This window comes from Embleya sp. NPDC001921, assembly GCF_053594475.1.
The window spans coordinates 40934-54896 of sequence record NZ_JBSFEO010000006.1 but is presented as its reverse complement, the minus strand read 5'-3'; the positions used below and the strand labels follow the sequence as shown (position 1 = coordinate 54896).

At 70.1% G+C, this 13963-nt stretch carries 11 protein-coding genes; 8 read left to right on the top strand and 3 right to left on the bottom strand.

Annotated elements, in window-relative coordinates; all coding sequences use genetic code 11:
* Window positions 1–26: 26 nt before the first annotated feature.
* Entirely contained in the window at window positions 27–956 is a 930-nt protein-coding gene (locus ACWCPW_RS08870; RefSeq protein WP_449760862.1) for a helix-turn-helix transcriptional regulator, read from the bottom strand.
* A 203-nt stretch (window positions 957–1159) separates the two neighbouring features.
* Between ACWCPW_RS08870 and ACWCPW_RS08865 the strand changes: the two genes are divergently transcribed.
* Window positions 1160–2011: an aldo/keto reductase gene (locus tag ACWCPW_RS08865; protein WP_449760861.1), complete on the top strand. Its 852-nt coding sequence runs from the start codon at window positions 1160–1162 to the stop codon at window positions 2009–2011.
* A gap of 349 nt (window positions 2012–2360) precedes the next feature.
* On the opposite strand, the gene ACWCPW_RS08860 is transcribed toward ACWCPW_RS08865, so the two are convergent.
* Both ACWCPW_RS08860 and ACWCPW_RS08855 read right to left on the bottom strand, forming a co-directional pair.
* Window positions 2361–3374, bottom strand: a complete 1014-nt coding sequence (locus tag ACWCPW_RS08860; protein WP_449760860.1) for an MBL fold metallo-hydrolase — start codon at window positions 3372–3374, stop codon at window positions 2361–2363.
* Between the two features lie 265 nt (window positions 3375–3639).
* Complete coding sequence (locus ACWCPW_RS08855; protein ID WP_449760859.1) at window positions 3640–4431, bottom strand: DeoR/GlpR family DNA-binding transcription regulator; 792 nt, start codon at window positions 4429–4431, stop codon at window positions 3640–3642.
* A 396-nt stretch (window positions 4432–4827) separates the two neighbouring features.
* On the opposite strand from ACWCPW_RS08855, the gene ACWCPW_RS08850 reads away from it, so the two are divergent.
* The 7 genes from ACWCPW_RS08850 to rph all read left to right on the top strand — a co-directional run bounded on the left by ACWCPW_RS08850 (window position 4828) and on the right by rph (window position 13933).
* The gene (locus tag ACWCPW_RS08850) at window positions 4828–5886 is read left to right on the top strand and encodes a substrate-binding domain-containing protein (RefSeq protein ID WP_449760858.1); all 1059 of its coding nucleotides are present in this window, start codon (window positions 4828–4830) and stop codon (window positions 5884–5886) included.
* 130 nt (window positions 5887–6016) lie between these two features.
* On the top strand, window positions 6017–7564 hold the full coding sequence (locus tag ACWCPW_RS08845; protein WP_449760857.1) for a sugar ABC transporter ATP-binding protein: 1548 nt from the start codon (window positions 6017–6019) through the stop codon (window positions 7562–7564).
* Entirely contained in the window at window positions 7561–8601 is a 1041-nt protein-coding gene (locus tag ACWCPW_RS08840) for an ABC transporter permease (protein ID WP_449760856.1), read from the top strand. Before ACWCPW_RS08845 ends, ACWCPW_RS08840 begins: the two co-directional genes overlap by 4 nt.
* Window positions 8602–8841: 240 nt before the next feature.
* Window positions 8842–9147: a PadR family transcriptional regulator gene (locus tag ACWCPW_RS08835; RefSeq protein ID WP_449760855.1), complete on the top strand. Its 306-nt coding sequence runs from the start codon at window positions 8842–8844 to the stop codon at window positions 9145–9147.
* 538 nt (window positions 9148–9685) lie between these two features.
* Entirely contained in the window at window positions 9686–10330 is a 645-nt protein-coding gene (locus tag ACWCPW_RS08830) for a dihydrofolate reductase family protein (protein ID WP_449760854.1), read from the top strand.
* Window positions 10331–10458: 128 nt separating this feature from the next.
* Window positions 10459–10869 carry a nuclear transport factor 2 family protein gene (locus ACWCPW_RS08825; RefSeq protein WP_449760853.1) on the top strand — a complete coding sequence of 137 codons (411 nt, stop codon included), beginning with the start codon at window positions 10459–10461 and terminating at the stop codon, window positions 10867–10869.
* 457 nt (window positions 10870–11326) lie between these two features.
* Entirely contained in the window at window positions 11327–13933 is a 2607-nt protein-coding gene (rph, locus tag ACWCPW_RS08820) for a rifamycin-inactivating phosphotransferase (RefSeq protein WP_449760852.1), read from the top strand.
* The last annotated feature ends 30 nt before the right edge of the window (window positions 13934–13963 follow it).

The following is a 13963-nucleotide window of genomic DNA, read 5'->3' as shown; positions in this document are numbered from 1 at the left end:
CTGTGACGATGCGCCCCGCCGGGTTTCTACCGGGTTTCGGTGCCGGGTGCGGACGGCGGGGTGCGCGTGGTCGTCCGGTTGTTTCCGGGCGGTTCGGGGGCGGTCATGTCCAGGAGGCGCAGCGCGTCGTGGTCGGGGGTGTCGGGTGCGGCGAGGTAGACGCCGAGGCGTTGGCCGGGGGTGCCTTCCAGGTGCAGGGACTGTGCGGTGAGGGTGATCGTGCCGACGTGGGGGTGGTGGAAGGTCTTCTGCGCGGGTTTGCGGCCGGTGACCTCGTAGCGTTCCCAGAGTCCGGCGAAGTCGTGGCTTTTGACCAGGAGTTCCCCGACGAGGTTGGTGAGGTCGGGGGCGTCGGGGGCGGTGCCCGCGGTGGCGCGCAGGCGGGCGACGCAGGCGCGGACCTGGTTGTCCCAGTCGGGGAACAGGTCCCGGGCGGTGGGGTGCAGGAAGAGGTAGCGGGCGAGGTTGCGCTGCTTGACGGGCCAGTCGTCCAGGCCCGCGTACAGGGCGAGGCCGCCGGGGTTCCAGGCCAACATGTCCATGCTGCGGTTGATCACGTAGGCGGGGTTCGGCCGCAGCGATTCCAGCAGCAGCTCGAAATGGGGGCGCACGGTGCGGCTCGGTGCGCGGGGCGGTTCGGGCGTGTAGCGGGCCGCGCGGGCGGCGAGTTCGCGCAGGTGTCGGTGTTCCTGGTCGTCCAGGTGGAGGGCGCGGGCGAGGGCGTCGAGGACGGAGGGGCTGGGACGGGTTTCCTTGCCGCGTTCCAGGCGTACGTAGTAGTCGATGCTGATCCCGGCGAGGGTGGCCAGCTCCTCGCGGCGCAGTCCCGGGGTGCGGCGGATTCCGGTGCCGACGGTGAGGCCGGCCTGCCGGGGGCTGGTCTGAGTGCGGCGGGCGCGCAGGTAGCGGCCCAGCTCCGCGCCCTCTCCGCCGCCGGTGGGGTGCTCGGATGCCATGCCTTCAGTGTCACACCGCGCCGACCCGAGTGGCCGTGCGGTGGGGGGCCCTGTCGTTACCCCCGAACAGTGCGGCCTGCCCGCGTGCGCGGGAAAGCGCGAGGGTGGGTACACGACGAGCTGTGCCTCCGGCCGTCCGGCCGCCCGCCGACCCGCCGCGCACCCCGGCGCAGCCGCGCACCCCAGCGAAAAGGAAGAACACCGTGCAGACCGTCACCCTCGACAACGGCGTCCGGATGCCGATCCTCGGCTTCGGCGTCTACCAGATCCCGGCGGAGAAGACCGAGCAGGCCGTCTCCAGCGCCCTCGCCGCCGGCTACCGCCTCCTCGACACCGCGGCCGCCTACGGCAACGAGGAGGCCGTCGGCCGCGCCGTCGGGAACAGCGGCATCCCGCGCGAGGAGCTGTTCGTCACCACCAAGCTGTGGATCCAGGACGCGCCCGCGGAGGACCACACCCGGCGCGCTTTGGAGACGTCCCTGACCAAGCTGGGTCTGGACTACGTCGACCTGTACCTGATGCACCAGCCCTTCGGCGACGTCTACGGCCAGTGGCGCGCCATGGAGGCCGCCAACCGCGAGGGCCTGGCCAAGGCGATCGGCGTCGCCAACTTCCATCCCGACCGGCTCCTGGACCTGATCCTCAACAACGAGGTCGTCCCGGCGGTCAACCAGATCGAGACCCACCCGTTCTTCCAGCGCACCGCCGATCACGACCTCATGCGCGAGCACGGTGTCCGGCACCAGGCGTGGGGCGGCTTCGCCGAAGGCAGGAACGACCTTTTCACGAACCCCGTCCTCGGCGAGATCGGCGGGGCACACGGCAAATCCGCGGCGCAGGTCGTGCTCCGCTGGCTCATCCAGCGCGACATCGTGGCCATTCCCAAGTCGGTCAACCCCGACCGGATGGCGCAGAACATCGACGTCTTCGACTTTCGACTCACCAACGACCAGATGAGTCGGATCGCCGTCCTCGACACCGGCACGACACTGTTCTTCGACCACCGCGACCCCGAGATGGTCGCCTGGCTCGGCAAGCGCCGCCTGGACGGCTGAGTCCACCGGCAGGCGCGGCCCCGCCGCCGTCGCCGATCGCGGTTGGAGCACGTGCGCGGTTGGAGCACGTGCGAGGTCGGGATGGGTCGTCGGTGGCGCGGTGGCGCGGTGGCGCGGTGGCGCGGTGGGGACCGGGCGCTACCGCGGTCCGGCGCCGATCCGTCGGCTGTGCGGGATCCGCCCGCGGCGTCGGTGTCCCCTCGCGGCGGCTGGATCACCACGTCGAAGTCCGCCGGGCGCCCCGCGTGGCGCCGCACCCCCCAAGCCCCCGCCGCGCTCGACAGCACGACGAGACGAGGTCGCGGTGGGCGGCGGCGCCCGACAATTCTGACAGCAGATCAACTCCCGATCAGACAAAACGCGTTGATCCGGTAGGGGAGTGTTGGTGCTGTTCGGGTAGGCGGCTGTCCGGGTGGGCCCACACCATGACGTTGTCGGGCATCGAGACTTCGGGGTCTTCGTGCTGCCGTCGGAAGAAGGCCAGAACCTCGCGGTCGGAGTACCGCAGGCTGAAGTGGGTCAACACGAACAACGTCCGCGGATTCGCCTCCACCACCGGCTTGAGCCGACTCCAAACCGTGTGCCCGATCCGATTCGCGCGGTCCAGTTCCGCGTCGTCGAGGAAGGTGCACTCGGTGATGACGACCGGATACGTGAGCAGCCACGGATTCCGCTCGAACACGTTCACGTGAGTGTCGCCGAGGAAGGCGAACAGCGGCCGGGAGACCACCTTGTCCACCTCGACGCCCTGCTTCTTCCGCTCGGCCATCATCCGGCCGAACTCCCGCCCACGGCCTTCCTGTTCCAGCGTTCGGCGCAGCTCTTCGAAGCGGGGCAGGAGTGTCTTGCGGCGCTCGGAGAAGGCGTAGCCGACGCACGGCACCTTGTGCTCGCACTCGACCACCCGCACCCGGTGCCCACCGCGGCCGAACGTGAACTCGTCGTCCTGCCTCACGCCGTGCAACCGGTGGCCCGTCAGCGCGGGGTCGAACGCCGCGCCGTGGTTCAGTTCGGCGCTCGCACGGAGGTAGGACTCCACGTACGGCACGGCGTCGGCGGGCAGGTAGATGTCCGTGCCGCCGGGCTTGGCGGCGAGGAAGTCGAGGTCCTTGGCGTGGTCGTGGTGGGTGTGGGTGAGGAACACGGTGTCGACCTGCCGGCCCTCGCACAGTCCCGCGTCCAAACCGCATCGCAGCTCGGGGATGTGGAAGAACGTCTTGTCGTTGGCCCGGGAGTATCCCGTGAGTGTGAGCTCCGTCCCCGGTATCCGGCAGGTCTTCCACTGCCGGAACGGGTGCCCGCGCTCCAGGAGTTCGGGATGCGCCGGCGATGACGGGGACGCCGGGCCGGTCGCGGTCGACATGCGGAGGGCTCTCAATCTGCGGCCGGGGCAAGGAGATCGGACGATCCTCGCACGGCACATGATCGACAGCGGAATGCTTTTCGGCCCGCTCCGGATGGGCATCCGAGCTGGACGAGGTGGCTGCGACGGGTCGCGGTCGGTGGCCCGAGGGCGAACCTCGCCACTCGACCGCGCACCCGCGACGCCCGCCTCCGTGGCGCCGCCGGCCGGCGCGGGTGGCGGCTGCGGTCGGCGGCGGTGATCGGGCCCGTGCGGTGGTACCGCGTCAGGGGGCGGCGGGGTGCACGGGGTCGACCACGACGAGTTCTTCGATGTGTTCGGTCAGTTGCTCGCGTGCTTCCTGGGGCAGGCCCGTGTCCATGATCAGCGTGTCCGCGTCGCCGAGTCGGGCGATCGTGCTGATCCCGATCAGGCCCCACTTGGTGTGGTCGGCGACCACGACCAGGCGACGGGCGGCTCGCACGAGGGCGTGATTGGTCTCCGCCTCGAGCAGGTTCGGCGTGGTGAATCCGACGCGCGGGCTGATGCCGTGGACGCCCAGCATGAGCATGTCGACGTTGAGGCTCCGCAGCGCGGCGACCGCGACGGGACCCACCAGCGCGTCCGACGGCGTGCGCACGCCGCCCACGATCACCACGGTCTGGTCGGAACGGCCGGATTGGTGGAACACGTCCGCGACCGGAATCGAGTTGGTGACCACCGTGAGTCCGGGGACGTCGACGAGTTGCCGGGCCAGTGTCCACGTCGTCGTCCCCGCCGACAACGCGAGGGCGCTGTTCGGCGCGACCATCGCCGCCGCACGCCGGGCGATCGCCTCCTTCTCCGCGGCCTGGAGCCCGGACTTCGTCACGAACCCCGGCTCCTCGGTCGAGCTGCCGTCCCTCGACGTGGCGCCGCCGTGCACCTTGACGATCAGACCCTGCGCGGCCAGCACTTCGAGGTCGCGTCGGATGGTCATGTCCGAGACCCCGAATTTCCGCACCAGCGTCGCGACACGGACGGAACCCTGATCGGCGACCATTTCCAAGATCGTGTTTTGTCGCTGACGTGCCAGCATTCCCGATCCTCCCGCCCGTAGGTAACCAACATATTTCAACATAGCAGTGTTCGTTTCCCGTGCCGCGCCTTGCCTCCGGGAAAGATCCTTTGTGCACGGCCTTTCCTGTCCGGAGAAGGCAGGGTGGCGGGAGTGTTTACCAAACCGAGTCTTGTTGGTTAATGTTGGAACTGCTAGATATGTGAGTTGCATTACGAGTGAATACCGCGCATCCATGTTCGATTACAAGATCGACCTTTCCCGAGCGCACGGGGATTCCGCTTCGAAAATCCCACCCTTCCGCAGGTCGGAGCCCTTCCGTCGAGGGGAGCGAAGCATGACGGCCGGGCATGTGGACGCATCGACCATCGAACACGCGCGGTTCTTCCGAACCGCCGACATTCACAGGGGTTGATCATGACGCACCGCAGACACACCCGGCGGAGGGCCGCGATGGTGGCGGCGTTCGCATTCGCCGTGACGCTCACGGCCTGTTCGTCCGGCAAGGACGAGAACAAGTCCGGATCGCCCTCGGGCCCACCGGCTTCCTTATCCGGCACCATCAAGATCGCCTATTTGCAGAAGCAGGGCGACCAGCAGTACTTCGTGGACGAGGCGGACGGCGCCCGCGCGAAGGCCAAGGCCCTCGGGGTCGACCTCAAGGTCGTCAACCTCGGAAACGACACCAACAAGGCCGTCAGCGAGGTTCAGGCGGCAATGGCACAGAAGTACAACGGTGTCGTGATCGTCGTGCCCGACCCGGCCGTGGGACCGCAGGTCGTCGACATCGCCGCGCGGGGCGGCGCACCGCTTCTCGCGTCCGACGACCAGATCTGCGTCGGCGGGGCCGACCCGACCAAATGCGCCAAGGACAAGCTGGTCCCGCGCGTGGGCTTCAGCGGCCCCCAGATGGGCACGCAAGTGGGCCAACGCGCGGCCGAGGAATTCAAGAAGGCGGGCTGGACTCCCGCCGACACCGCGATCATCGCCGCCTGGAAGCAGGACGTGACGGTCTGCACCGATCGGGTCGAGGCCGCTCACGAGGCGTTCAAACAAGCGACCGGCGCGGACGTCAAGGTACTCGAGGTCGGCACCGACAACACGCCGCCCGACGCCCAGAACAAGACCGCGGCCACGATGAGCGGCAACCGATCGGTGAAGCACTGGATCGTGTGGGGCTGCAACGACGAGAACGTGAGCGGCGCGGTCACCGCGCTGCAGAACGGCGGCTACGGAGCCGACGACGTGATCGGCGTCGGGCTGGGCGGCTATCTGGCGTGCAAGGACTGGGGTTCCGGCAAGCCGACCGGGATGAAGGCCGCGTTGTTCATCAACGGCCACGAGGTGGGCGGCCTCGCCGTGCAGACCATGGTCGATCGGCTCAGGAACGGCAAGCCCTTCCCCGCCGAGGCGTTCGCGACCACGAAGATGGTCGACCCGTCGAACTGGCAACAATCCGGCCTCAAGTGCACGTGACCCGGCCCGGCTCGCGGCCGCGTCGACCCGCCCGCCGCCACCCCTGACGGCACCGCCCGGCACGAGTCGCGGCGACCCGGGCGCCCGCACGGGCCGCCGCGACCTCCCGAAACGCCCTCGAGGTCCAGTCATGACGAAAAGCCCACCTCTCGACCTCCCGGGCCCCGCGCTCGCCGTCGAGAACATCCACAAGGACTTTGCCGGAGTCCACGCACTGCGCGGCATCACGCTGGACTTCCCCCGCGGCAGCGTCACCGCGCTCATGGGGGAGAACGGCGCCGGCAAGTCGACCCTGATCAGGATCATCAACGGCGACCATCGACCCGGCGACGGCCGCGTCCTCGTCGCCGGCACACCACGCGAACTGCACAGCCCCGCCGACGCCCGCAGGCACGGGATCCGCGTGATCGCCCAGGAGCCCGAGATCGTCCCGCACGTCAGCGTGGCCGAGAACGTCTACATCGGCGCACTGCCGCGCAAGACGGGCCGCGTGCTCGACCGGGGCACGCTGTACCGGCGCATGCGCTCCGACCTCGAACGCCTGGGGTTCGCACACGCCATCGCTCCGGAAACCCTCGGCTCCCAACTCTCGCCCGCGCAGCGCCAACTCGTGGAGATCCTGCGCGCCCTCACCACCGAGGCCGCCGTCCTGGCCTTCGACGAACCGACCTCGTCGCTGTCCGAACACGAGGTGGAAGCGCTCTTCGACCTCATCCGGCGCCTGCGCGACCAAGGTCTCGCCATCATCTACGTCTCGCACCGCATGCAGGAGATCTTCCGCCTCGCCGACCGCATCGCCGTCCTGCGCGACGGGGAACTCGCCGGCGTACGCGACGCCTCGCGCACCGACGAGGGCGAGGTCGTACGCCTCATGGTCGGCCGCGACCTGTCGACCCTGTTCGCCCGCGGACGCAGCGCGCGCGACCGCGTGGTCCTGGACGTTCGCGACCTCACCACCGACCACGTGTCGAACGTGCACCTCGAGGTACACGAGGGCGAGGTCGTCGCCCTGGCCGGCCTGGTCGGCGCCGGGCGATCCGAACTGGCCGCCGCCCTCGTGGGAGACCTGCCGATCCGCTCCGGCGAGGTACGCGTCGAGGGCCGGCGGCTCCGGCTGCGCATCCCCCGGGACGCCGTGCGGGCCGGCATCGGGTACGCACCCGAGGAACGCAAGGCCCAGGCGTTGTTCATGACCGGCTCGGTCCGGCACAACATCAGCGTCGCCGTCCTCGACCGCCTGCGCCGCTTCCGCTTCGTCGGCGCGCGTCGCGAACGAAGCCTCGCCCAGGAGTTCGTCGACCGCCTCGAAGTACGCACCCCCTCCCTCGACCACGAGGTGCGCAAGCTGTCCGGCGGCAACCAGCAAAAGGTCGTCCTGGCCCGCTGGCTCGCCCGCCGACCCAAGATCCTGATCCTGGACGAACCCACCCGCGGCATCGACATCGGCGCCAAGGCGGAAATCTACCGCCTCGTCGACGAGTTGGCCGGGTCCGGTGTCGCCATCCTCGTCATCTCCTCCGAACTGCCCGAGGTGCTCGGTCTCGCGGATCGCATCGTCGTGATGCAAAACGGCGGGATCACCGGCGAACTCGACCGCGCGGACGCCGACGAGGAAAGCATCCTCGCCCTCGCCATGGCACACGACCTCGCCGAACCGACCCAGGGGAATCCGTCATGACCACCACGACCAACGCGCCGCCGCCGATACCCGCCACCACCACCGGCGCCCACGCCCGAGCGTTACCCCGCCGCGTCGCCACGGCCGTCGGCGCGCAGAACACCAGCCTCATCGGTGCGCTCGTCGTCGTCGTCGGCACCTTCGCCTGGCTCGACGACGGCTACCTCACCACCGCCAACATGACCGTGATCGGCGACACCGTCGCGGTCACCGGTCTCCTCGCGGTCGTCCAGACCGTCGTCATCATCTGCGGCGCGCTCGACATCTCCGTCGGCTCGCAAGCGGGCATCGCGTCCGTCGTCAGCGCCATGGCGTTCACCTCGACCGACGGCAACGCGGCCCTGGGCGTTCTCGCCGCGATCGGCGTCGGCATCGCGGCGGGCGTGGTCAATGGCGTCATCATCGTGTACGGGCGGGTCAACCCCGTCATCGCCACGCTGGCCACCCTCGCCGCGTACAAGGGCGTCGCCCAACTGCTGGCGGGCGGCCGCGCACAGGGCTATGTGCTCGGCGACGACTTCTTCATCTTCGTGGCCCGCGGCAAGATCCTCGGACTGTCCGTCCAGATCTGGACGTTGTTCGTGGTCGCCGTCGCCGTGCACGTCCTGCTCAAGTACACCGACATCGGCCGCAACATCTACGCCATCGGCGGCAACGACACCGCGGCGCGCCTGGCCGGCATCAACATCAACAAATACCTCGTGGCCGTGTACGCGCTCACCGGCGTCGTGGCGGCGATCGCCGGAGTCATCCTGACCGCGCGCACCGGCTCCGGTCAGCCCACCTCCGGCAGCGAAGGGCTGGAACTCAAGGCCATCACCGCGGCCGCGCTCGGCGGTTGCGCCCTCAAGGGCGGCAAGGGCGGCGTCGGCGGCACACTCCTGGCCGTCTTCCTGCTCGGCGCCCTGGAGAACGGCCTCAACGTCGTCGGAGTCAACTCCTTCTGGCAAAACGTCGCCCAAGGGGCGCTCCTGGTCGTCGCCGTCGTCATCCAACAACGCCGCAACGGGGAACGCGCCGTCGGATTGCCCACATAGGCACCGGCGTTGCCGATCGCGGGGCGGCCCCCGGACGGGAACGGGAGACGCGTCGCGTCGGCGCGCGCCGCCGGATCGGAGCGTCGGTCACCCACTGTTCGCACTGCGTTCAGCGTGAGGTGGGAGATCGGCCCGGCTCGAACCTGTTGACTGAGGCCGGTGTGCTCAACGGGGGACGCACGCAGGCCGTATGGCCTCGGCGGAGAAGGGGACGTGGTGGGTAGGTCCGGGCGGAGTGCGATGCGGCGACACATCATCGATCGGGCGGTCGAACGGGAGTTCCACAGCGCGTGGATGCTCGCGGACCTGGCCGGACACGACTTCGAGGTCACGTTCGCCACGGTGAATCCGCTGCTGCGCCGGATGGAGGCGGACGGCGTGCTGGTTGCCGAGCGTCGCGAGATCGAGGGACGCGCTCGCCGGATGTACCGAGCGTCCGAGGCGACGCGGATGGAGTTGGCCGAGGAGCGGCGGGCGCTCGCCGAGGCGATTCGCGAGGTGTTGCCCGCCGGCCGGCCCGACCGACCGCAGGTGCCGGTCGAGTAGTCGGCCCCGGTCGCGAAGCGGTTGGCCCGTGGCGACGCACCGGGTTCGGGTGACGCGTGCCGGGCCGGGCCGGTTCACCCCGACCCCGGTCCCGACGCGGACCGCCCGCCGCCGGTGGCAAGCGGGAACGGCCGGGAAAGGGGACGGCCGACCTCGACACCGTAGGGAACCGGTGACCCACGGTAGCGCCGGACGCGAGGCGGCCACCGAGTTGGGACGCGGCCGGTGATCTATCGTGGGTGGGGAGCGTCGGTGCGGCCTCCGGCCGGGTGGCACGGGCAGGGCACCGCACCGCGCGCCTCGGGAACGGTCGGCATGCGCCGTTCGAGGAATCGCACGCGCGGCCCGGATCAAGGCGCACGGCATACCCGCCTAGCCTGCCGCCGGGCGACGCGAGGACGCCGACCGCGGGGCGGGGTGGTGACCGACGCACCGGGCGATCGACGGGTACGGAGCCGAGCGCCGAAGCAGCGATGAGTTCGCCGACTCCCACAGGTCTACCTCCCCACCGAGACAACCGACGCATCGGGAGCAGGACATGGGCCTCATCCACATCGAGATGTTCGCAACCCTCGACCTGGTCGGGCAGGCGCCCGGCGGCCCCGACGAGGACCCGGTGGGGTTCCCGTTCGGCGGCTGGCAGGCACCGCTGCTGGACGAGGTCGCCGGCGCGCAGGTCGGTGCCGCGTACGAGGGCACGGACGCCCTGCTGCTCGGCCGGCGGACGTATGACATCTTCGCCGCCTACTGGCCGTACCAGGAGGACGGCGAGGACAACGAGATCGCCGCGCTCTTCAACGGCGTCCCGAAGTACGTGGCCTCCCGCGGCAAGCCCGACCTCTCGTGGGCGGGGTCCAGCCAACTCGGTCCGGATCTCGCCGACGCGGTACGCGAGATCCGCGACCGGCACGAGCACGTGAAGGTCGTCGGGAGCCTGAACCTGGTGCAGACCCTCCTGCGCGAGAAGCTCTTCGACCGTCTCGACCTCTGGGTGCATCCGATCGTGCTCGGCGTCGGGAAGAAGGTGTTCGACGGTGGCGCGGTGCCCACGAACCTCACCCTCCTCGAACCGCCGGCAGCCGGTCCGAAGGGCACCGTGTACCTGCGCTACCGGCTCGCCGACGGCACGCCCGCGACGGGCGACATGAGCGCACCCGATCGCGGTGCCGGAGGCGACGTCTGAGGCCGCCCCGCGCCACGTGACCCGGTGGCCGTCGGAACACGGCCGTCGTGGTGGCGTTGACGCCGACGTCAGGGCGTAGCGTTCTCGAGCGATTGCCATCGCCAACGAGGAGAACGGAAACCACGTCGATGACCACCACGGCGAACCCCGCCGACCGCGCCGCGCTGATCGAGTGCGACCAGGACTTCTTCCGGGCGCTGGTCGCCGCGGACGGCGCGCGCCTGGACGAACTGCTGACCGACGATTTCATCCTCGTCGGCATCAGCGACGGCGCGTCGGTCACCAAGGCCATGCTGCTCGAAGCCGTCGGTTCCGGCGCCGTTCGATTCCCGGCCGTGCGGTGCTTCCCGGACGAGGCCGTCGTTCGGCGCATCGGCGACGTGGGTGTCATCGTCGGCCGGACCAGCATGGCCTTCACCCAGGCCGACGGCTCGTCCTTCACCGCCGCAAGCCGCTACACCCACGTTTTCTCGGTCGGCCACACCGGCGGATGGCGCCTGCTTTCCGCACAGGGCACGGAGATCAAACCCGGTACGTGAAGGCGCCGACGGGAACGCACGCCGGGGGCACGGGCGGCCGTCGCGGGGTCGTGCCGGCGACCGCATGGCCTGTTCCGTACCGCGTCGTTCCCGCGCGGCTCGTCCGTGCCGACAAAGGCGAAAGGCAGGGAGATCGCTCTCCCTGCCTCTCCCAACTTATAGCGCACCGGGGGCCTTGCGGCAAGGCCCCGGTGGTGGCGCAGAATCGTCGACCGAGGCCACCACCTGCGGAAATGGGGCACGACAGATGTGTGTTGCCGTCGATCTCCAGGGATGCGGTGACGTCCGTACAACGGTGGGCCTCGCAGTGTGATCGCGGGCGGGACTCGTGGGAGAGAAGGCGACCACCGACGAGGACGTGCCCGACGACAAGCGGCTCGACAGAGCCGGAGGTGCCGGTGATCCGACCGGCCGATGCGGGGCAATGGGGCACGGCGGCTGCCTCGGAGGGATGGCAATGAGCGAGCAGTACGTGTTGGACCTGCGAGAGATCGACGAGACGCAGGTCGCGGTCGTCGGCGGCAAGGGCGCGCACCTGGGCGGACTGTCGCGGATCGAGGGCATCCGCGTGCCGACCGGCTTTTGCGTGACGACGGACGCCTTCCGGCGGATCATGGCGCAAGCCCCGTCGATCGAGGATCGGCTCGATCTGCTCTCGCGCGTGGACCCGGACGACCGGGAGGCGATCCGCACACTGAGCGCGGAGATCCGGCGGACCATCGAAGGCATCGCCGTCCCGGCCGATCTCGCGGCCGCGATCACCCGCGCGCTCGCCCGGCACGGCGAACAGGCAGCCTACGCCGTGCGATCGAGCGCGACGGCGGAGGACCTGCCCACGGCCTCCTTCGCCGGCCAGCAGGACACGTACCTCAACATCGTGGGTCCCACGGCGATCCTTGGGCACGTCAGCCGGTGCTGGGCCTCGCTGTTCACCGAACGGGCCGTGACCTACCGCCGGCGCAACGGCATCGACCACCGTGCGGTCCGGATGGCCGTGGTCGTGCAGCAGATGGTCTTTCCGCGTGCGTCGGGCATCCTGTTCACGGCCGACCCCGTCACGGGCAACCGGAAGGTCGCCACCGTGGACGCCGGCTTCGGCCTCGGCGAGGCCCTGGTCTCCGGCCTGGTGAACCCGGACGTGTTCAGGGTGCGGGACGGCGAAGTCGTCGCCAAGGCGATCGCCGCCAAACAGCGTGCCGTGCGGGCCCTGGCGGCCGGTGGTACGCGGGAGGTGGCGGTCGACGTGCGGCGGCAGGAGGAGCCGGCGTTGACGGACGCGCAGGTCGTGCGGCTCGTACGACTCGGGCGGCGGATCGAGGCGCACTTCGGCCGCCCGCAGGACATCGAATGGTGCCTGGACGGCGACGAGTTCCGGATCGTGCAGAGCCGCCCGATCACGACGCTGTTCCCCGTCCCCGAGGTCGGCGACCAGGAGAATCGCGTCTACGTCTCCGTCGGTCATCAGCAGATGATGACCGACCCCATGAAGCCCCTGGGGCTGTCGATGTGGCGGCTGATGGCCATGGCGCCGATGCACGAGGCGGGCGGGAGGCTGTTCGTCGACGTCACCCGGGCGGTGGCCTCGCCGGAGGGCCGCGCCGGCCTCCTGGACATGGTGGGCAGAGGCGATCCGCTGACCGGGGACGCGTTGGCGACCGTCCTGGACCGCGACGATTTCGTCCCGTTGCTCCCGGACGCGGCCCCCGGAGGGCCGCCGGCGGGCGGCCCGCCCGCCCCGATCGAGACCGATCCGGCCATCGTCGCCGAGCTGATCGAGCGCAGCCAAGCGTCCATCGCCGGCCTGAGGCGCGAGATCCGGACGAAGACCGGACCGGCGCTGTTCGACTACCTGTCGGAGGCCTTCGCGGAGCACAAGCGGATCCTCGGTGATCCGCTGAGCATGCGGGTGATCATGGCGGGGATGGAGGCCACGTGGTGGCTCAACGACAAGCTGCGGGAGTGGCTGGGGGAGAAGAACGCGGCGGACACGCTGACGCTGTCCGCTCCCGACAACGTCACGTCCGAGATGGGATTGGCGCTGCTCGACGTCGCGGACGCGATCCGCCCGCATCCGGAGGTGGTGGCGTTCCTGCGGGGCGTCGAGGACGAGGGCTTCCTGGACGAACTGGCGAAGCTCGCGGGCGGGACGGAGGCGCGCGACGCGATCGAGGCCTACCTCGACCGGTACGGAATGCGCTGCGTCGGCGAGATCGACATCACCAGGCCGCGTTGGCGCGAGCGCCCCACCACGCTCGTGCCGGTGATCCTCGACAACGTCCGGAACTTCGAGCCGGGCGCCGCCGAACGGCGCTTCGAGCAGGGGCTGCGGAAGGCGCGGGAGAAGGAGCGGGACGTGCTGTCCCGCCTGCGGGCCCTGCCGGACGGGGAGCGGAAAGCCGACGAGGCCAAGCGGATGATCGACCGGGTCCGCACCTTCATCGGGTACCGCGAGTACCCGAAGTACAACATCATCTGCCGCTTCCTCGTCTACAAGCAAGCCCTGCTGGCGGAGGCCGAGCGCCTCGTGCGGGCCGGCGTGCTTCCCGAGCGGGAGGACGTCTTCCACCTCACGTTCGGGGAGTTCCGCGACGTCGTGCGCTCGAACCGGCTGGATGACCGGCTCGTCCGGCTCATCCGGGAACGCGAGGAAGCGTTCCGGTCGTACCACGCGCTCACACCGCCCCGGGTGCTCACCTCGGAGGGCGAGGCCGTCACCGGGGCCTACCGGCGGGACGACGTGCCCGCGGGCGCCCTGGTCGGCCTGGCGGTGTCCGCCGGAACGATCGAGGGCAGGGCCCGCGTCATCCATGACATGTCGGAGGCCGATCTCGAAGCGGGCGACATCCTGGTCACGGCCTTCACGGACCCCAGTTGGTCGCCCCTGTTCGTCGGAATCGCCGCCCTGGTGACGGAGGTCGGCGGCCTGATGACCCACGGCGCGGTGATCGCCCGGGAGTACGGCCTGCCCGCCGTCGTGGGCGTGGAGGGGGCCACCCGCCTGATCCGCGACGGACAACGAATCCGGGTACACGGCACCGACGGCTACGTCGAGCTCCTGCCTTGACCGGAAGTCGGCGGCCCACCACCGATCGGC

What these genes read in the sequence shown, in the direction of transcription:
- ACWCPW_RS08835 (WP_449760855.1), top strand. Translation starts at nt 8,842, where the DNA reads ATGCGGCGACACATCATCGATCGGGCGGTCGAACGGGAGTTCCACAGC.
- ACWCPW_RS08855 (WP_449760859.1), bottom strand. Translation starts at nt 4,431, where the DNA reads ATGCTGGCACGTCAGCGACAAAACACGATCTTGGAAATGGTCGCCGAT.
- ACWCPW_RS08830 (WP_449760854.1), top strand. Translation starts at nt 9,686, where the DNA reads ATGGGCCTCATCCACATCGAGATGTTCGCAACCCTCGACCTGGTCGGG.
- ACWCPW_RS08825 (WP_449760853.1), top strand. Translation starts at nt 10,459, where the DNA reads ATGACCACCACGGCGAACCCCGCCGACCGCGCCGCGCTGATCGAGTGC.
- ACWCPW_RS08840 (WP_449760856.1), top strand. Translation starts at nt 7,561, where the DNA reads ATGACCACCACGACCAACGCGCCGCCGCCGATACCCGCCACCACCACC.
- rph (WP_449760852.1), top strand. Translation starts at nt 11,327, where the DNA reads ATGAGCGAGCAGTACGTGTTGGACCTGCGAGAGATCGACGAGACGCAG.
- ACWCPW_RS08845 (WP_449760857.1), top strand. Translation starts at nt 6,017, where the DNA reads ATGACGAAAAGCCCACCTCTCGACCTCCCGGGCCCCGCGCTCGCCGTC.
- ACWCPW_RS08860 (WP_449760860.1), bottom strand. Translation starts at nt 3,374, where the DNA reads ATGTCGACCGCGACCGGCCCGGCGTCCCCGTCATCGCCGGCGCATCCC.
- ACWCPW_RS08850 (WP_449760858.1), top strand. Translation starts at nt 4,828, where the DNA reads ATGACGCACCGCAGACACACCCGGCGGAGGGCCGCGATGGTGGCGGCG.
- ACWCPW_RS08870 (WP_449760862.1), bottom strand. Translation starts at nt 956, where the DNA reads ATGGCATCCGAGCACCCCACCGGCGGCGGAGAGGGCGCGGAGCTGGGC.